At 35.4% G+C, this 18,508-nt stretch carries 17 protein-coding genes; 14 read left to right on the top strand and 3 right to left on the bottom strand.

Translation table 11 applies throughout. The annotated features are described in order from the left end of the window. The first annotated feature begins 328 nt into the window (after positions 1–328). From CI949_RS07720 to rbsB, 9 genes are all read left to right on the top strand, one after another. Positions 329–1,534, top strand: a complete 1,206-nt coding sequence (locus CI949_RS07720) for a CaiB/BaiF CoA-transferase family protein (RefSeq protein WP_290764856.1) — start codon at positions 329–331, stop codon at positions 1,532–1,534. A 46-nt stretch (positions 1,535–1,580) separates the two neighbouring features. After that, positions 1,581–1,940, top strand: coding sequence for a malonate transporter subunit MadL (locus CI949_RS07715; RefSeq protein ID WP_108140379.1), 360 nt, complete (start codon positions 1,581–1,583; stop codon positions 1,938–1,940). Between the two features lie 36 nt (positions 1,941–1,976). Then, positions 1,977–2,747, top strand: coding sequence for a malonate transporter subunit MadM (madM, locus tag CI949_RS07710; protein ID WP_290764851.1), 771 nt, complete (start codon positions 1,977–1,979; stop codon positions 2,745–2,747). A 351-nt stretch (positions 2,748–3,098) separates the two neighbouring features. After that, complete coding sequence (locus tag CI949_RS07705) at positions 3,099–4,091, top strand: LacI family DNA-binding transcriptional regulator (protein ID WP_290764848.1); 993 nt, start codon at positions 3,099–3,101, stop codon at positions 4,089–4,091. Positions 4,092–4,141: 50 nt separating this feature from the next. Further along, complete coding sequence (rbsK, locus tag CI949_RS07700) at positions 4,142–5,059, top strand: ribokinase (RefSeq protein ID WP_290764845.1); 918 nt, start codon at positions 4,142–4,144, stop codon at positions 5,057–5,059. Positions 5,060–5,062: 3 nt separating this feature from the next. Further along, a complete protein-coding gene (gene rbsD, locus CI949_RS07695) occupies positions 5,063–5,458 on the top strand; it encodes a D-ribose pyranase (RefSeq protein ID WP_290764842.1) in 396 nt (131 codons plus the stop codon). Continuing rightward, positions 5,459–6,958, top strand: coding sequence for a sugar ABC transporter ATP-binding protein (locus CI949_RS07690; protein WP_290764840.1), 1,500 nt, complete (start codon positions 5,459–5,461; stop codon positions 6,956–6,958). Positions 6,959–6,980: 22 nt separating this feature from the next. Continuing rightward, a complete protein-coding gene (locus CI949_RS07685) occupies positions 6,981–7,922 on the top strand; it encodes an ABC transporter permease subunit (RefSeq protein WP_365941444.1) in 942 nt (313 codons plus the stop codon). A 103-nt stretch (positions 7,923–8,025) separates the two neighbouring features. Next, entirely contained in the window at positions 8,026–8,916 is an 891-nt protein-coding gene (gene rbsB, locus CI949_RS07680; RefSeq protein WP_290764835.1) for a ribose ABC transporter substrate-binding protein RbsB, read from the top strand. A gap of 140 nt (positions 8,917–9,056) precedes the next feature. Here rbsB and CI949_RS07675 read toward each other — a convergent pair whose 3' ends face one another. Together CI949_RS07675 and CI949_RS07670 are read right to left on the bottom strand one after the other, a co-directional pair. After that, entirely contained in the window at positions 9,057–9,896 is an 840-nt protein-coding gene (locus CI949_RS07675; protein ID WP_290764832.1) for a bifunctional 5,10-methylenetetrahydrofolate dehydrogenase/5,10-methenyltetrahydrofolate cyclohydrolase, read from the bottom strand. 64 nt (positions 9,897–9,960) lie between these two features. Next, positions 9,961–10,548 carry a cyclodeaminase/cyclohydrolase family protein gene (locus CI949_RS07670; protein ID WP_290764829.1) on the bottom strand — a complete coding sequence of 196 codons (588 nt, stop codon included), beginning with the start codon at positions 10,546–10,548 and terminating at the stop codon, positions 9,961–9,963. Positions 10,549–10,745: 197 nt separating this feature from the next. On the opposite strand from CI949_RS07670, the gene CI949_RS07665 reads away from it, so the two are divergent. Further along, positions 10,746–11,375, top strand: a complete 630-nt coding sequence (locus CI949_RS07665) for a hypothetical protein (RefSeq protein ID WP_290764825.1) — start codon at positions 10,746–10,748, stop codon at positions 11,373–11,375. A 60-nt stretch (positions 11,376–11,435) separates the two neighbouring features. On the opposite strand, the gene CI949_RS07660 is transcribed toward CI949_RS07665, so the two are convergent. Further along, positions 11,436–12,254, bottom strand: coding sequence for an aldo/keto reductase (locus tag CI949_RS07660; protein ID WP_290764822.1), 819 nt, complete (start codon positions 12,252–12,254; stop codon positions 11,436–11,438). A gap of 196 nt (positions 12,255–12,450) precedes the next feature. Between CI949_RS07660 and CI949_RS07655 the strand changes: the two genes are divergently transcribed. From CI949_RS07655 to CI949_RS07640, 4 genes are all read left to right on the top strand, one after another. After that, the gene (locus CI949_RS07655; protein WP_290764820.1) at positions 12,451–13,833 is read left to right on the top strand and encodes a DUF2254 domain-containing protein; all 1,383 of its coding nucleotides are present in this window, start codon (positions 12,451–12,453) and stop codon (positions 13,831–13,833) included. Between the two features lie 83 nt (positions 13,834–13,916). Beyond that, complete coding sequence (locus CI949_RS07650; RefSeq protein ID WP_290764817.1) at positions 13,917–14,438, top strand: type 1 glutamine amidotransferase domain-containing protein; 522 nt, start codon at positions 13,917–13,919, stop codon at positions 14,436–14,438. Positions 14,439–14,497: 59 nt separating this feature from the next. Continuing rightward, positions 14,498–17,245, top strand: a complete 2,748-nt coding sequence (locus CI949_RS07645; RefSeq protein ID WP_290764814.1) for a cation-transporting P-type ATPase — start codon at positions 14,498–14,500, stop codon at positions 17,243–17,245. Positions 17,246–17,317: 72 nt separating this feature from the next. Continuing rightward, positions 17,318–18,508: GntR family transcriptional regulator (locus CI949_RS07640; protein ID WP_290764811.1), on the top strand; the 1,191-nt coding region annotated here is incomplete at its 3' end.

Genomic DNA, 18,508 nt, shown 5'->3' with positions numbered 1-18,508 from the left:
AAGTAATTAAATCTTAATGAACCGCCCAGTACCGAACGGTAAGCTGTGGTGGTGTGAGAGGTCGGGAAATAAATTAATTATTTCCCTCCTACTCGATTCTATAAAAATAAATATTTAAAAACTAAATTTAAGTCTTTAAAAAAGATTAGGCGCTTAAGACTTTAATATATTAGTAAATTCACTAAAATACTGTAAAAATACAAATTTTGCTGGACAATTAAATTATTCTATTATATAATTCGACTATGAGTCATATTGACTGGTGGTCGAATTTTTGAATTTGAATAAAAAATAAACATTTTAATATAATTATAGGAGGAGATTTTTTGTGGGCGCATTAGACGGAGTAAAGGTAATTGATTTAAGTCATGTTTTAGCAGCACCATTTGCAACAATGATTTTAGCCGATTTAGGTGCAGAAGTTATTAAGGTGGAGCCACCTTATGGTGATGATTCCAGACAATTTGGTCCTTTTGTTGAGGATGAGGCTGGAGAACAAAAAAGTGGCTACTTTATCAGTATTAACCGCAACAAAAAAAGTGTTGTTTTAAATTTGAAAGAAGAAAAAGGAAAAGAACTATTAAGAAACTTAATTAGTGATGCAGATGTAGTTGTAGAAAATTATCGGCCAACGACAATGAAAAAACTTGGTTTTTCCTATCAGGAAATGAAAAAAATCAAAGAAGATATAATCTATTGTTCAATTTGTGGCTTTGGCCATGATGCTCTAGAAGAATATGCCAGCAAGCCTGCCTATGATATGGTGGCCCAGGCATATAGTGGTTTAATGAGCATCACTGGCCCTGAAGGTGGGGAGCCCTGCCGGGTTGGAAGTTCAATTGGAGATATTATGGCAGGACATCAGGCTGTAATTGGTATTTTGAGTGCCCTTCGCCACCGAGATAGAACAGGAAAGGGACAGCATGTTGACATGTCAATGGTAGATGGCCTGGTATCTGTTTTAGAAAATGCTATTGCCAGATATACAATGGCCGGAGAAATTCCAGGACCTTTAGGTGGAGCTCATCCGACAATTGTACCCTTCCAGTCATTTAAAACTAAAGATAATTATATTGTAACACCAATCGGTAATGATAATTTATGGCAAAAATTCTGTGAGGCGCTCGAGATGGCGGAGCTTGCTGGTGATGAGAGATTTAAAACAAATCCTTTAAGGGCAGAAAATAAAAGTGAATTAATTCCGATTCTTGCTAAAAGATTAAAGGAGAAAACTACTGCAGAATGGGAATCAATTTTTGAAGAATATGATCTTCCTTACTCCCCGGTAAATACCGTTGATAAGGTAGTTGAAGATGACAATTTAAAATACAGAAAAATGATAGTGGATTTAGAACAGCCAGGTATTGGTAAAGTTAAAGTTGCCGGTTCACCATTTCATCTTTCAGAAACACCAGGTGAAATAAAAAGTCATGCACCTGCTAAGGGTGAGCATACTGATTCAATTCTGAAAGAAGATCTTGGTTTTAGTGATCAGGAGATTAAAGAGATGCGGGAACAGGGAATTATTGCTTAGACATTTTAGACAGAAAAAACATTTAAATAGATAAAGGAGTGGAATGATGGAGATTATTGGTATGGGTTTTGTGGCCTTTTTTATGCTGCTTGGCTCATTTTTAGGTAGAATTTTAGGTCAGTTTATTGGAACGGGTGGCGATGTTGGTGGTGTTGGTCTGGCAATGCTGTTTATGGTACTTGCTGTAAATTACTTAGAAAACAAAAGAGGCAGAGTATTTAAAGAAAGAACAGAAAACGGGATTAAATTCTTAAGTGCCTTATATATCCCAATAATTGTTGCTATGGCAGCCAGATTAAATGTAGTTGGAGCAATTAATGGTGGTCTGGTCGCTATATTAGCTGGTGGACTGGCTACAGTTGGCGCAATGTTTTTAGTTCCTTTATTATCAAAATTAAAAAAATAAGATATTTAATAAAAATAGAAATGGAAGTGATTTGAATTGTTGACAGATGCAATTAATTCTTTTGCTGGAGCTGATCATTTAATTATTTCGATAGCTCTGGTAGCTTTGATTATGTATGTAACTAAGAAAATTTCGGTTATGCTGGGCGAGGAAAGAATAGCCTCAGCGCTGGCTATTATCACAGGACTTGTTTTAGCTTATATTGGTGGTAAGGCTACAGGCGGCAGCAGCGGTCTGGCAGATGTGTCAATATTTGGTGGAGCCGGTATTGGTCTTTTAGGTGGCAGTATGCTGAGAGATTATACTATTATTTCTACTGCCTATGGAGTTAAGATTAAAAACCTTAAAAAGGCGGGACCGGTTGGAGTTATTTCGCTGCTGGTTGGAGTTGTTTTCTCCTTTGCAGTTGGTAGTACTATTGCCATTGTTTTAGGTTATACAGATCCAGCTGAAGTTACAACTATCGGTGCAGGAGCAGTAACCTTTATTGTTGGCCCGGTAACGGGAACCGCCCTTGGAGTAAGTTCGGAGATTATTGCTATTTCTGTTGCAGCCGGGTTGGTTAAATCAATAATGACAATGGTAATAACACCATTCATTGCTAATCTTGTTGGGTTGGATAATCCAACTTCAGCAATGGTCTATGGTGGATTGATTGGGACAACAAGTGGAGTTGCCGGTGGACTGGCAGCAACAGCTCCGGAGTTAGTTCCTTATGGTGCTATGACTGCAACTTTTTACACCGGTCTGGGAACTTTAATTGTTCCTTCAATTGGTTTTGTAATAATCAGAGCAATTCTGATCTAAAATTAAGCTATTATAATTAAATTTATATAATTTTACTCCCCTCCCCCGGGGAGTTTTTCTTTTTTTTTAGAAGAAAAACTGTCTAAGAAATTGTTTTAGTAGTAATAAATTTAGTAAAAGAGATTATTAAAGACTTATACAGATTAATTATTATTAAAAAAGAGATAAATTGATCTGAAGCAGGATATTAGCTTAATATTAAAGAATTATTACTTGCATTATTTTTCAGAATATTTTATAATCATAATTGTAAACGATACCGTAAACGTTAACGAAAAAATGGTTTTGGTTTTACATATAATTCATAAAGCTAATCAAAGTTTTAAAATCCTTATAAATCAGGTGATACTTATGAAAGTTACAATTAAAGATATTGCTAGAGAAGCAGATGTATCAGTTACAACTGTATCCCGGGTTATAAACAACAAGCCTGATGTTGGAGATGATACAAGAGCTAAAATATTAAAAATAATAGATGAGATGAATTATAATCCCAACAGTGTGGCCAGAGGTCTGGTAATGCAGAAAACTCATACCATTGGACTGATTATTCCTGATATCAGCAACCCATTTTTTCCTCAGGTGGCAAGAGCAGTTGAAGATAAAGCACAAAAACTAGGTTATTCGGTTATCTTTTTCAATACAGATAATCATTTAGAGCGGGAAAAAAAGGCAGTTGAATTATTTAAAAGCAAACAGGTAGATGGTCTAATTGTTTCTCTGTCACTGGGAAACGAAAAAATACTCAAAGAATTAAAGTCAACTAATTACCCTGTGGTTCAGATTGATAGATCAGTGCTCACTGATTCTTACCCTCTGGTCAGTATCGACAACAAAAATTCTGCCTATCAGATGGTCGAATATATGCTCAAAAAAGGCCATCGCAAAATTGCTCATATCAGTGGTGATTTAAATACTACTACTGCTCGCGAGCGTTTGGAAGGATATAAAAAAGCACTCAAAAATTATGAAGTAGAAATTAATAATGATTATATTATTGAAGGAGATTATACCCAGCATTCTGGATTTAAGGCAATGCAGAGACTACTTAAGCTTAAAGATAGACCATCAGCAGTTTTTGCGGCCAATGACTTAAGTGCTGCTGGGGTATATAAGGCATTATTTGCAGCTGGTTTAAAAATTCCTGATGATATAGCTGTTGCGGGTCATGATGATATTGACATCGCCTCACTGTTAAGACCAGAGCTAACCACAATGAGGCAGCCCAAATACAGTATGGGGGAGAGGGCAGTGACAGTGCTTTTGCGGATGATCAACAACCAGCAAATAGAGATTGAAGATCATATTTTAAAAACAAATTTAATTATTAGAGAATCAGTTTAAATATAATTTACTATTTGAACTTAGCACAAATAAGAAAGCAGGTGAATTAATTGTCCAAAATACTTGTTATTGGAAGTATGAATATGGATTTGGTTGTAGAAACAGAGCGCTATCCTGAAGAAGGAGAAACTTTAATTGGCGGTAAGTTTGAACAGATTCCTGGTGGTAAAGGAGCCAATCAGGCTCTGGCAGCAGCAAAACTCGGCGATCAGGTCGAATTTATTGGTGCCTGTGGTGATGACAGTTTTGCTCCGAAGTTAAAATCAAGTTTAAAAGCTGGCGGAGCAGAAATTGATAATATTTTTGAGATTAAAGGTGTCAGCACAGGTGTTGCAGTAATTACAGTTGATAAAAAGGGAAATAATAGAATTATTGTTTCTCCAGGAGCTAACTATAAACTTGACCCTGATAAAATTAAAAAGATAAAAGATACAATAGCTGAAGCTGAAATTATTCTTTTACAGCTGGAGATTCCGGTTAATACTATCGAAAAAATTGTAGAAATAGCTTCAAGCAATAAGACTCAAATTATTCTGGATCCGGCTCCTGCCCAAAAGCTATCTGCAGATATTTTAGCTAAAGTAGATTATCTGCTGCCTAATGAAGGGGAGTTAGACTTATTGCTGGCTGAAGCTAAAAGTAAGAGCAGAGCAGAAAAAATTGGAGAATTACTTAAGATGGGTGTAAAAAATATTATAGTTACTGAAGGTGAAAAGGGCATCAATTATTACAGCCAAAATAAGGAGCTTCACCTTGACACATTAAAAGTAAAAGCAGTTGATACTACAGCTGCCGGTGATGTATTTGCTGGAGCTTTTGCAGCCAGTCTGATTGCAGAAAACAACCTAAAAAAAGCTTTGAAATTTGCTGTTCAGGCTGCAGCTTATTCGGTAACCAAAAGAGGAGCTCAGAGCTCGATTCCAGATAAAGAAGAGTTAAATGAATTCCTTGCAGAAAGGAGTAAATAAGAAATGAAGAAAAATGGAATAATTAATAGTCAACTTTCCAGAGTAGTTGCTGAGATGGGACATAAAGATAGCCTAACTGTTGCAGACTGTGGGCTGCCAATCCATCAGGAAGTTGAAAGAGTTGATTTATCGCTGACCAAAGGCTATCCAAAATTTTTAGAAATATTAAAAGCGATGCTCAAAGATTTAGTTGTAGAAAAAGCAATACTGGCTCAAGAAATTAAGGAAACAAGTCCGGAATTAGAAAGAGAAATAATCGAATTGCTGCCTGATATAGAAATTGAGTATATTTCACACGCTGAATTCAAGCAGGAAACACATAACTCCAGAGCAGTAGTCCGCAGCGGAGAAACTATTCCCTATGCTAATATTATTTTAATCTCAGGAGTTGATTTTTAAATGGCAAATCAAAAAGTTCTGGAAATGAAAAATATCACTAAGACTTTCCCCGGGGTTAAAGCTTTGGACCGTGTTAATTTTTCTCTGGAAAAAGGAGAAGTTCATGCTCTTTTGGGGGAGAATGGAGCCGGGAAATCAACCCTGATGAAAGTTTTAAATGGAATTCACGAGCGTGATGAAGGTGAAATCTTTGTAAAAGGTGAGCCGGTAAAATTTCAGAATACAAAAGAAGCTCAGAATGCCGGTTTAGCGATTATTCACCAGGAACTGGAGTTGATTCCTTATCTAAATGTAGCAGAAAATATATTTTTAGGCAGGGAAGAGCGAAATGGAGTTTTTATTAATTACAAAAAGCTCTATCAGAAAACTGAAGAGGTTTTAGATCTGCTGGGAGTTGATATTGATCCGAGAGCAAAGATTAAGGATTTAAATATTGGTAGTCAGCAGATGGTTGAGATAGCCAAGGCGGTTTCGCAGAACGCTGATATACTGGTAATGGATGAGCCGACATCTTCTCTGACTAACCAGGAAATAGAAATTTTATTTGAGTTGATAGAAAGGCTTAAAGAGCAGGAAATTGCAATTGTATATATTTCACACCGGCTGGAGGAAGTTTTTGAAATCTGTGACCGAGTTACTGTTTTAAGAGACGGTCAGTTTGTCGGTGAGGTTAAAACTTCTGAAACTGATGAAGATGAATTGATTAATATGATGGTTGGAAGAACTATTGAAGACCGTTTTCCAAAAATGAGTTTTAGTCCAGGAGAAGAAATTTTAAAAGTTGAAAATATTTCAGTTCCGAATAAAATTGATAATGCCTCATTTTCTTTAAAAAGAGGAGAAATTCTTGGTATTGCAGGTCTCATGGGTTCTGGAAGAACAGAGTTAGCCAAAGCAATTTTTGGTGTTTTTAAAGACAGAGAGGGTCAAATATTCTATAAAGGCAGCAGATTAAAGATTGATTCTCCGGCAGACGCAATAGATAGTGGAATCTACTATTTAAGCGAAGATCGGAAAGAAGAAGGACTGATCCTCGGTCTTTCAGTAGCGGATAATATAAGTATTTCGGTGCTGAAAACAATTTTAAATGCTAATACCTTTATAGACGCCGCTCAGGAAAAGGAACTAGCAGAAAAGTATATTGATGACTTAAACATTAAAACACCCTCTGAAAAACAGCTGGTTAAAAACTTAAGTGGAGGTAATCAGCAGAAAGTTGTAATCTCTAAACTGCTTTCAACCAGACCTGAGGTAGTAATCTTTGATGAACCTACTCGGGGAATAGATGTTGGGGCTAAAAGAGAGATTTATAATTTGATGCAGGATTTGATTGATCAGGGTGTGGCAGTTATTCTGATTTCTTCAGAACTGCCTGAGGTATTAAATTTGAGTAATAGAATTTTGGTAATGCACGAAAAAGAAATTATGGGAGAGCTGGATGCCGCTGAAGCTGATCAGGAAGCAATAATGAAGCTGGCAACCGGAAGGAGGAGTCAGTAAAGTGAATAATCTTAGTAATGGTATGAAAAATAAAAATTTATTAAAAACTTTAAATAAATTCAAAACAGGAATTGGTTTATTAATTCTAGTAATTGTACTTTCATTTATGAGTCCCTATTTTTTAACTATACCTAATATTTTAAATATTATTAGACAGGTTTCAATTATTGCAGTGATTTCATTTGGGATGACCATGGTAATTTTAACAGGTGGGATTGACCTTTCTGTGGGATCAATGCTGGCATTTTCAGGTGCAGTTACAGCAGGGATGATGGTCAACTCAGGACTTAATGTTTTCCTGGCTATTTTAATTGGACTGGCAGCTGGTACAGCCCTGGGGCTTTTCAATGGAATTGCAGTTGCTAAAGCTAAACTGCCTGCTTTTATTGTTACCCTGGCAATGATGACTGTTGCCCGAGGTTTTACTCTGATTTATACAAATGGACGTCCAATTTCAGGTTTCAACGAAACATTCAGGTTTTTTGGTGCCGGTTATTTAGGTAGAATCCCGATTCCGGTTGTGATTATGTTTATCCTTTTAATAGTAATTTATATTTTATTAAAGAAGACACCATTTGGACGCTATATTTATGCCATTGGTGGAAATGAAACAGCAACTAAATTATCAGGTATTAATACAGATAAGATTAAAATTGCAGTATATGGGTTAAATGGATTTTTAGCGGCAGTTAGTGGTATCATTTTAACTTCTCGTCTTAATTCAGCCCAGCCGATGGCTGGTGAGGGATATGAATTAGATGCAATCGCTGCGGTTGTACTTGGTGGTACCAGTCTCTCTGGAGGTAGTGGAAGTGTAATAGGAACAATTATTGGTGCCCTGATTATTGCGGTTTTAAATAATGGATTAAATCTTTTAAATGTATCTTCTTTTTACCAGTTAGTTGCTAAAGGTGCTGTTATTCTGTTAGCTGTCTTCTTAGATCGTAAGAGCCAGCAGCAGTAATAATATAGATTAAGAAAAATACTCCAAATAGGAGGTGATCTTTTCACCGGCTTCTTTTTGACAGTATTCATTAAAAGAATTAAATTCAAGGAGGAATAAAAAAATGAGAAAAATTATTGTATTAGCTTTATCTTTAATGTTGGTGGTAGGACTTTCTGCAGGTGCTGCAGCTCAGGATATTAAGCTTGGCCTGGCTATTTCGACTCTAAATAATCCATTCTTTGTTGACCTAAAAGATGGTGCTGAAGCTATGGCAGAAGAGATGGGTGTAGAAATTTTAACAGTTGACGCGCAGAATGATGCTGCAGCTCAGTTGAGCAGTGTTGAAGACTTATTGATTAAACAGATTGATGTTCTAATTGTAAACCCTGTTGATGGAAATGCTGTAGTTTCTGCAATTACAGCTGCTAAAGATGCAGGAGTACCTGTAATCACAGTTGACCGGGCAGCTGAAGGTATTGAAGTTACAAGCCATATTGCTTCTGATAACGTTGCTGGTGGAGAAATGGCTGGAGAATTTATAGCTGAACAGTTGGGCAAAGAAGGTAAAGTTGTAGAACTTCAGGGTATTCCAGGAACCTCTGCTGCTAGAGATAGAGGTAAAGGATTTAACCAGGCAATGGATAAGTATCCAGGTATGGAAGTTATCGCCAGACAGCCTGCCGGTTTTGACCGGGCAGAAGGTATGACTGTTATGGAAAATATTCTCCAGGGTAATCCAGAAATCGACGCTGTATTTGCTCACAATGACAACATGGCTTTAGGTGCAATGGAAGCTATTGCAGCAGCTGGTCGTTCGGATGAGATTATGATTGTTGGTTTTGACGCTGTTGATGATGCAAGAGAAGCTGTAAAAGAAGGTAAGATGGCAGCAACTGTTGCTCAAAAACCAGGATTAATGGGTGAAATGGCTGTAGAAACAGCAATTAAGGTAGCAAATGGAGAAGAAGTTGACGAATATACTCCAGTACCTTTAGAGTTAATCACTGAGTAAAGATAAAAACGGAATATAATTAATTATAATTTCTAACTGTCTGGTATTAGTTCAATGGACATGAAGCAGTAAATTTACCGGACAGAATAAAAGGCCCTGCTGAATTTTTAAGCAGGGCCTTTAAAGATTATATTCAAATATTATTTAATCTGATTCAGATTTTTAAATGATTTAACAATATTGCGCATTAAAACCTGATTGGTAACTGTTCCCACTCCACCTGGTACAGGAGTTATTGCTTTCACCTTTTCTGCGGCTGAATCGTAATCAACATCACCAAGTAGTTTTCCTTCGATAAAATTGGTGCCGACATCGATGACTATAGAGTCTTTATTTAACATTTCTCCTTTTATCATCTCTGCTCTACCAACTGCAGCTACTACAATGTCAGCATTTTTTAGCTCCCATTCTAAATCTCTAGTGCGGGAATGACACATTGTTACAGTAGCGTGTTTTTGCTGTAATAAAATTGAGACCGGTTTACCGACAATATTACTTCTGCCGACAACTACAGCCCGCTGACCTTTAATTGGAATATCGTAGTAATCTAAGATCTCCATACAGGCTTCAGCTGTAGCTGGATTTAGAGTTTCTAAGCCAACAAAAAGTTTGCCTAAAGAAGCAGATGTGATACCTTCTATATCTTTTTGAGGATTTATCATTTCCAGGCTGTCCTTTAATTCAGCGGGAAGGGGCTGCTGAACCATAATTGAAGTTATCTGATCATCTTCATTTGCTTTTTTAAGACGGGCTTTAAATTTTTCTGGTTGATCAATAAACTGCTGATATTCAAATTCAATCCCTATCGCTTCACAATTTTTTTCTATTCTACCTGCATAGGCTTTACTGGCAGCGTCTTCACCATACTGCAGAACAATTAGGTGAGGAGCAGCTCCTGTTTCAGCTTTTAGTTCCTTTACTTCTTTAATAAGAGCAGCTTTAATTTCTGCTGCCAATTTTTTGCCGCTTAATTCTTTCATTATGTCACTTCCTTTGCTTTATTTATTTGATAACCCATTCAGAAGATCAAATTTATTAAATAATTTAATTAGCAAGTTCAATAATTTCTTCTTTGAGTCGGGAACTTTCTTCTTTTAATTTAAGATATTCTTTTTTTATATTTTCTTTATATTCCTCATTATCCAGGCTTTTAAGATTAATTTTAACATTGGCAATTGCACTTCCAACTGCAGCATCTCCTATGTAGGCTGCCACTTCGAAATCACTGGCCAGCATTCTATTACCAATTTCACTAATTTCCAGGCTGAGTCTCATTAGTCTAACTGCTTTTTTAGTCATATCCATCGAAAATTCAACTGCATCCTGACAGACAGACTGAACTTTATCTTGATTTCCAGCCTTGTAGCTGTCTAAAATATTTGATAAAATTTTACTATCCTGATCGATCATTAATAGCATTTCTTTTTTTAACTCTTCACTTTCGGCTAAAATTTCCTTAGCTTCTGCCTCAACTTCCTTATATTTTTTCTTACCGATTGTCAGGTTGGCAATAAAGCTGACAACTGCCGCATTTAGTGCTCCACTTAAAGCAGCAGCACTGCCGCCACCGGGAATTGAGTTACTTGAACTTAAGTCATCTAAAAATTCTTCTATAGTTTTTTGACCATACATGCTAAAACCCCTCTCTTAGTTAAATAAGATTTTATAAATATTCTAAAAATTTAATCTGACTTAATTTTATTATATAAAATCAAGCGATATTTAACAAGTGTGTATTTATTTATTATTTATTTGAACCAGGTACAAGTGATAAAAATCACTTGTACCTGGTTCAAATATGTAATATAATCCATAACAGAGGTGTTATTATGGAGATGTTAAGTCAGTTAAAAGAAAAAATTATTAGTGCCTGTTTATATTATTATATTGATTTTGTTTATAAAACAAGTAAAGTTGAAAGAAGTGGGAAACTAGAGTATTTAGAAACTGAGCATCCAGACAAATTTATTCTTTTTATCTGGCATGGTGACAGCTATTCTTATTATCCCTTTTTAAAAGGAAAGAGGTTAAACATTGTGACAACCAAAAATAAGCGGGGAGGAGTTATTAGCCGAATTAGTAAATATTTTGGCTATGATGTGATGAGGTTACCTGACCTGGCTGGTGATGGCAATTATATATTTCAGTTAAAAAATAAAATTAATAGAAAAAATAATGCCAATCTTGTGCTTTCAGTTGATGGACCACTAGGACCTGCTCAAGAAATTAAGGATTTTGCATTGATTATGGCACTTTTTTCAAAAAGAAAGATACTACCTCTAACTATAGATGTAAAGCACAGCATTAAGCTAAAAAACAGATGGGATAATTTAAAGATCCCACTGCCTTTTAATAAGATAAATATAAAAATTAATGATTCTTTTCAAGTGAAAATACAGGATCGAAAAGAGGAGTTTAAAACTTTAAAAGCTGAAATAACAAAGGTTATGCTGTCTTGATAATTGTGATTGGTACCGGGTACATGGATAAAATTTCCAGGTACCCGGTACCAATTGTTTTTAATAATCAAATTCTCCCCAGTCGGGATCAATCAAACGGTTATTTTGATTCAGCTGATTCATTTTGTCTTCAACTTCACCCGGAAGTTCCCAGTCAAAAAGGTCAAAATTAGCTTCTAAATGTTCTCTGGAACTTGCCTTAGGGATCGCCACAACATCTTTCTCAATTAACCATTTTAAAGCCAGTTTAGAAGCTGACTTTTCATATTTTTCTGCCAGCTCTTTGATTACTTCATTTTCAAAAACCTCTCCTCTGGCCAGCGGACTGTAGGCTGTCAATACAATTCCATTTTCCTGACAGAAATCAAGCAGTTCTTTTTGATATAGGGTAGGATGAAATTCTACCTGATTTACTGCAACTAAGTCAGGTTCAATCTCCATTGCATCTTTAAGGTGATTTATTGTAAAGTTGCTAACACCTATATTGCGGGCCAGCCCTTCATCTTTAACTTCTTTTAGAGCTTTTAAGCTTTCTTTTAAAGGAATATCTTTATTTGGCCAGTGAATTAAAATCAGATCAAGATACTCAATCCCCAGTTCATCTAAAAATCTTTGGGCATCTGCCTTTATATCTTCATAATGTAAGTTTTCAGGTTTGATTTTAGAGGTAATAAATAAATCTTCTCTATTTACACCACTTTCTTTAATACCTTTAGCAACTGTCTGATGATTGTCATAACCATCTGCAGTGTCAATATGATTATAGCCGATATCGATAGCTTCTTTAACTGAAGCTGTACATTCCTGTCCTCTCAACTGCCAGGTTCCCAGACCCAAAAGCGGCATCTGATCTCCAGAATTTAATTTAACATATTTCATTTTATCAGCCTCCAATTTATTATCTTAATTTACGCTTTAAATTAATTATAAGCAAAATAATAATTATTATCAACTTTTACTAAGAAAAAAAGGAGATTTAGTAATTATGTTGAAATTAAATGGTAGAAGGAAAATTAGAATTACTAAGTTCTAAATAATTATTTTAATAATATATTAAAAAGAGGATGTGGCAGTTTTGAAGCTTAAATTCCTGCACAATATAGAAAATAAAATATACTTTATCCCATCAATTTATGCTATTTCTGCTACTCTACTTTCAATAGCTGTAATCTTTATTGAATATCAATATACAAATACTTTGATAAATGTACTGCCATCATATTTTTTTACATCTTATGATCTTTCAAAAACAATTTTATCTACCATAGCTGGCTCACTTTTTGCGATGATTACAGTTTCTTTTTCAACAATTATGGTTGTGCTGACTATGTATTCTTCTCAGTTTTCCCCGCGAACAATGCAGGACTTTCTTAAAAATAAAGTGACCTTAAAGGTATTGGGAATTTTTATTGCTGGTTTTATTTATTCAATTTTAACCCTGTTATTTATAGATGATAGTCTGCAGGGAAGTGGAGAGTCGATTATTTTTTCAGCAATGATTGGGGTTATTGTGGCGATTGTATGTCTTGGTTATTTTGTTTATTTTATTCATCATGCTGCAAACTCTGTTCAGGTCAATCTCTTAATTGAAAGTTTAAAGGAGGAAGTTATTGAGATTGTTGATAAAATCGAGGCAAGAAATAACAGCAATGATCAGATTCGTAATGACCCGCCTGATAATTTAAAGGAAAAACTTGATCGCAAATCCTGTGAAGTTCACCCTAAGCAGAGCGGATATATTCAGGTTATTTATGATATTGAGCTGACTAAACTGGCGGATGAATATGATATTATTATCAGGGCCGAAAAAATGATTGGTGACTATGTAACTGAAAATACAATTGTTTTTAAATTCTGGCAGCTGAATGAAGAAGCCGAGAGATTCAGTGAAGAAAAACTTGAAGAAATAAAAAATAAAATTCTTGGTAATTTGGCAATCAGCAATGAAAGAAGCAAGAAAAATGATATTGAATTTGGTCTTTTAAAATTAACTGAAGTTGCTTTAAGGGCAATTTCTCCCGGAATTAATGATCCAAATACGGCTATCTTCTGTATTAACCAGCTGGGTTGGGTTTTATCAAGAATTGCAGTTGCCAATTTAGAAAATACTTATTATTACAATGAAAAAGATGAGCTCTGTTTTATTTTGGAGGATATTTCATTCTGGGATCTGCTTTATAAAACATTTTATCAGCTCAGCCACTACGGTAATCAGGATGTATCTGTTGCCGGTTCAATAATTGATGCTCTGGTGATTATTGCTGAAGGAAGTCCAAAAGAGATTAAAGAACAGGTCTGGAAATTCAGCCACTATATTCTGGGTGGTTTTGATAAAAATGTACTGGAGCAGGAAGATAAAAAGTTTTTAAACCACAAAATTTATCGACTGGCAAAGGAAACCGGAAATAAAGAAGAGCGAGAAAAATATTTTCAGGTGGAAAATTTTAAGATAAATTAGTAAGCTTTTAACTTAAATAGTTAATGTTTGATGTTATTATTATCTATAAATACTAAAATAATACATTAGAGAGGTGGTTTGAAGTGAAATTAAAAGGAAAAAATATTGCAATGTTAATTGGTCCGGGCTATGAAGATTTAGAGTTCTGGGTTGTATATATGCGGATAAAAGAAGAAGGAGCTAATGTTGATGTAATAGGAATGGAAAAGAATAAAGAATACTCAAGCAAACACGGCTGCCTGACCAAAAAGGCTGATTTTACAGCAGCAGAGGTTTTGGATGAAGAATATGATGGGGTCTTAGTTCCTGGTGGCTGGACTCCTGATAAAATTAGAAGAGATAAGAATGTAGTGGAACTGGTTCGCAAAAATTATGAGGCAGGAAAAATCATTGGCTTAATCTGTCATGCCGGTCTGGTTGGAATTTCGGCTGGAATCATCAGCGGTAGAGCTACTGGGTCTGAAGGAATTAAAGATGATATTATAAATGCAGGGGGCACCTGGGTTGATAAGCCAGCCTTTAGAGATGGTAATATTGTTTGGGGCAGAGTTGTTAAAGATATTCCTGCCTACTGCAGAGAATTAGTTTCAGCTCTGGCTGAATAATTAGCTCAAAATTTTACAGTAAGTTTAATATTTACTCAAAATATATAAGAGGTGATCATATGGCAGAAAAAGAATTTTACAGACAAAAAGCAAAAGATGTTGTGAAAGATCTAGAGAGCAGTATTCAGGGTTTGAGCCAGTCTGAAGCAGAAAAAAGGCTGCAGAGAGATGGTAAAAATATTCTCGAAGCATCAAAAAAAAGGTCGTTATTTATAATATTTTTACAGCAGTTTAAAGATGTACTGGTAATCTTACTTTTAATTGCGGCTGTAATGTCACTAATAATTGGAAGTTATCGTGATGCATCAGTAATGTTTTTGATTGCTATAGTTAACTCTGTAATTGGCTTTATGCAGGAATATAAAGCTGAAAAAATTATGGATTCTTTAAATAAATTGGTTAAGTCTCCTTCCAAAGTTATTAGAGATGGCCAGATTGGAGAAATACCACAAGAAGAGTTAGTTGTTGGAGATATTGTCAGTCTGGAAGAAGGAGATAAAATTCCTGCAGATTTAAGGATTATTGAAGCCTTTAATTTACGGACTAACGATGTTTCTCTGACCGGTGAATCAATGCCTCAGGAGAAAGAGTCAAATCATATCGAAGAAGAAAGACCTCTGGCTGATCGTGATAACATGGCCTATCTGGGAACAACAGTTGCCTCTGGTTCCGCGAAGGGGGTTGTTGTTAGAACCGGTATGGACACAGAAATGGGTAAAATTGCTTCTATGACTCAGGAAGAGGATAAATCCCGCTCTCCTCTTCAGGATGAGCTGCATACAGTGGCCAATCGAATTGGTATCTTTGCCGTTGTAGTTGGACTCACACTTTTTGGTGTAAGTATTTATCGAGGTTATGGAATTAATTTTGCTCTAATTTATGCTCTCGGAGTAGCAGCAGCTGTTGTGCCACAGGCATTACCAATGCAGGTTACAGTAGCCCTCTCTCAAGGAGTAAAAAGACTGGCGGGGGAGAATGCAGTAGTTAAAAAATTATCTTCTGCTGAAACCCTTGGTTCAACAAATGTTATCTGTACAGATAAAACAGGTACCCTGACAAAAAATGAAATGACAGTTAAAAAGGTCTATTTTGATGGCAAGGAGTATGATGTCAGTGGACTAGGCTATGAACCTGAAGGAGATTTACTGGGTGAAGATGGCGAGCCGCTGACTGAAGAAGAAATTGCCGAAATGGAAATTATCTTTGATGCTGCAACAATGGCTTCCAATGCAGAAATTCATGAGCCTGATGAGGAACATCCGGGCTGGTATGCAATTGGTGATCCAACAGAAGCTGCTCTAATTACTCTTTCTACTAAATTAGGTACCCGCTCACCAAAAGAAGATGAAGAAAATCCTGAATTACATGAGTTCAGCTTTGATTCTGACCGTAAGCGGATGAGCTCGATTAGAGAATTTGAAGATGGAAATTATCTTAAAATGAAGGGTGCTTTAGGGAGTGTACTTTCTGTCACCAAGCATATTCTAAAAGATGGTGAAGTTGTAGAAATCACTGATGAAGATAAAGAAAGATTAAATAAATTAAATGAAAAGTATTCCAAAAATGCAATGCGGGTTTTAGCAGTGGCCTACCGCAAACTGGAAGATGATGAAACTGACTATGTTTTAGAAGAGATTGAAAGAGATGTTATTTTTCTTGGAATGGTAGCTATGATCGACCCTCCTAAAGAAGGCGTTAAAGAAGCCATTCAGGAATCACATGATGCCCATATTGATACTTATATCATGACAGGTGACCATGCAATCACAGCTCAGGCTGTTGGTAAAGAAATCAGCCTTTCTGTTAATGATGAGGATGTCCCTGTATTTACCAGTAAAGATTTAGAGTCAATGAGTGAAGAGGAATTGCGGCAGACTATGGAAGAAAACGAATCACTTATATTTTCTCGAGTTTCACCAGAAAATAAATTGAGGATTGTTAAGAATTTAAAAGAACAGCAGAAAATTGTGGCTGTGACCGGTGATGGAGTAAATGATGCTCCAGCCTTAAAGAGTGCTCATATTGGGGTAGCCATGGGCCAGATGGGTACAGATGTTTCCAAAGAGGCCTCAGAGTTGATTCTGTTAGATGACAGCTATCCAACTTTAGTTTATGCGATTAAAGAAGGTAGGACTATTTATAATAATTTAAAGAAAACTATTCTGGGAACATTAACCGCTAACGGTGCGGAATTAACACTGGTTCTGCTCGGACTAATTGCAGCAGCACTTTTTGACTTACCAATTCCAATTCTGGCTATCCAGATTCTATCAATTGACCTATTAGCTGAAATTTTACCATTAACAGCTTATACTTTTGACCCGGCGTCAGAACAGATAATGAGCTCACCGCCGAGAAGTCAGGATGATCATATTGTTAATAAAAAAAGTTTCAGCAGGTTTGCCTTTATGGCTTTAGTAATTGGAGGATTTGCCTACTTCAATTTCTATTCCTTTATTGATGGGCGAATTCAAGCTGTTAGTGAAGGCGGAAAATTATATGCTCAGGCGACAACAATCAGTTATTTAACTGTAGCCTGTCTGCAGTGGATAAATATTATGTCTTTAAGATATGAATATAAGAGTATTTTTTCTAAAAGTTTCTTTAATAATCCAAAAATGATATATGCTATTTTGATTTCAATTGGATTAGTTTTAGGAGTAGTTTATATTCCATTTATAAATGATTTTCTCGGTTTTGCTGGGGTAGGAATAACCGCCTGGAGCAGGATTTTAGTTTCCAGTGTTTTATTTTTAATCTTAAATGAAGTTATTAAGTTTTTCAGGCGTCGAAAAGCAAACGTTTAATTCTTTAAATCATCTTAACTTAGTTGTATAGTTATTGAAGAAAATATAAATAAATTAATGGAGGGAAGCTAAATGTTCGATATCGAATTAAAAAGAGATGGAGAAGAAAATTTATATACTCAGATCTATGAGGCGATTAGAGCTGAGATATTAGCTGATAAATATACACCAGATACTAAAATGCCGTCAATTAGACGGCTTGCTTCCCGACTTTCTGTTAATGCGGAAACTGTTGTTAAAGCTTATGATCTTCTGGCAGCTGAGAATTTAATTTATAAAAAAGAAGGCAGTGGGAGTTATATAGCTCCTGCTGCAGCTTTAAAAAGTAATGGAAATGACCAGCGCCTGAGGATTTTAAGCTCTAAAAACTTTTCTGCTCCAACTAAAGTTATTGACTTCAGTGGTGCAGAAAGTGAAAAAGAATTCTTAGAGGAGTATTCCTGGGATTTAATCTTTGATCGTTTTTACTCCAATCTCCAGGGGAATGTTTTTGCAGAGTGTCAGCCAGATAATGCCTATTTTAAGCTGCTGCAGGATCAAAATTCAGATTTAAATAAAAATACATTATTTTACAGTTCACAAGTGGAATTAAAAGAGATTTTTAATTCAGTAATTACAAATGAAGCTGAGCTACTTTTTATCAGTGGAAATAATATTTCGGAATTTAATACTCTTTTTGATTCAGAAGGAGAGAACTTTTCAAATTCTGATTTTCAAGTTGAATCTAATCAGATTAGTTCTGGTAAGGATTCTAAGTCTAATTTTCATCTGAGTCCTGCTGATTATGATAGTCTAATGGATTATCTGGAGGAAAATACAATTGATTATTTGCTGGTCAGTGATGAATCAACATCAGGTGGAATTTTGGACTGGAGCCTTTCTAAATTAAAATCACTGCTGGAGCTGGCTCAGATGTTAAAATTCAAGCTTATAATTTTAGAGTTTTTTGGACTGTATTCTAAAAATCAAAAGCTCAAAGAATTATTAAACTCGAAATTTGGAGATCAGATTATTCTGATTCAGGCTCTAACAGAAAGGATTTTTCCTGGTTTAAAAACAGGACTTATTTTTTTAGATGAAAGTGATTTTTTCAATAAAAAATCAGGCAAAAAGATTATAAATAATTATTCTTTAAATAAAATGTTAACAGAAAATAAATTTTCTGCTGGTGATAATCTGGTTTATAATTTACTTGATTACTATTTTAAAAATGATTATTTAAGTAAAAGAGTAAAGTTTTTAAAACAACGTTTAAATAATAGG

Source organism: Halanaerobium sp. (assembly GCF_003070835.1).
Note: the sequence above shows the minus strand (reverse complement) of the source record. Positions and strands in the feature narration are given on the sequence as shown.

Bases quoted from the DNA above. Each gene is read 5' to 3' on its own strand.
- CI949_RS07705 (WP_290764848.1), top strand. From the start codon at position 3,099: ATGAAAGTTACAATTAAAGATATTGCTAGAGAAGCAGATGTATCAGTT.
- CI949_RS07645 (WP_290764814.1), top strand. From the start codon at position 14,498: ATGGCAGAAAAAGAATTTTACAGACAAAAAGCAAAAGATGTTGTGAAA.
- CI949_RS07665 (WP_290764825.1), top strand. From the start codon at position 10,746: ATGGAGATGTTAAGTCAGTTAAAAGAAAAAATTATTAGTGCCTGTTTA.
- CI949_RS07675 (WP_290764832.1), bottom strand. From the start codon at position 9,896: ATGAAAGAATTAAGCGGCAAAAAATTGGCAGCAGAAATTAAAGCTGCT.
- rbsD (WP_290764842.1), top strand. From the start codon at position 5,063: ATGAAGAAAAATGGAATAATTAATAGTCAACTTTCCAGAGTAGTTGCT.
- CI949_RS07690 (WP_290764840.1), top strand. From the start codon at position 5,459: ATGGCAAATCAAAAAGTTCTGGAAATGAAAAATATCACTAAGACTTTC.
- CI949_RS07685 (WP_365941444.1), top strand. From the start codon at position 6,981: ATGAAAAATAAAAATTTATTAAAAACTTTAAATAAATTCAAAACAGGA.
- rbsB (WP_290764835.1), top strand. From the start codon at position 8,026: ATGAGAAAAATTATTGTATTAGCTTTATCTTTAATGTTGGTGGTAGGA.
- CI949_RS07660 (WP_290764822.1), bottom strand. From the start codon at position 12,254: ATGAAATATGTTAAATTAAATTCTGGAGATCAGATGCCGCTTTTGGGT.
- CI949_RS07715 (WP_108140379.1), top strand. From the start codon at position 1,581: ATGGAGATTATTGGTATGGGTTTTGTGGCCTTTTTTATGCTGCTTGGC.
- CI949_RS07670 (WP_290764829.1), bottom strand. From the start codon at position 10,548: ATGTATGGTCAAAAAACTATAGAAGAATTTTTAGATGACTTAAGTTCA.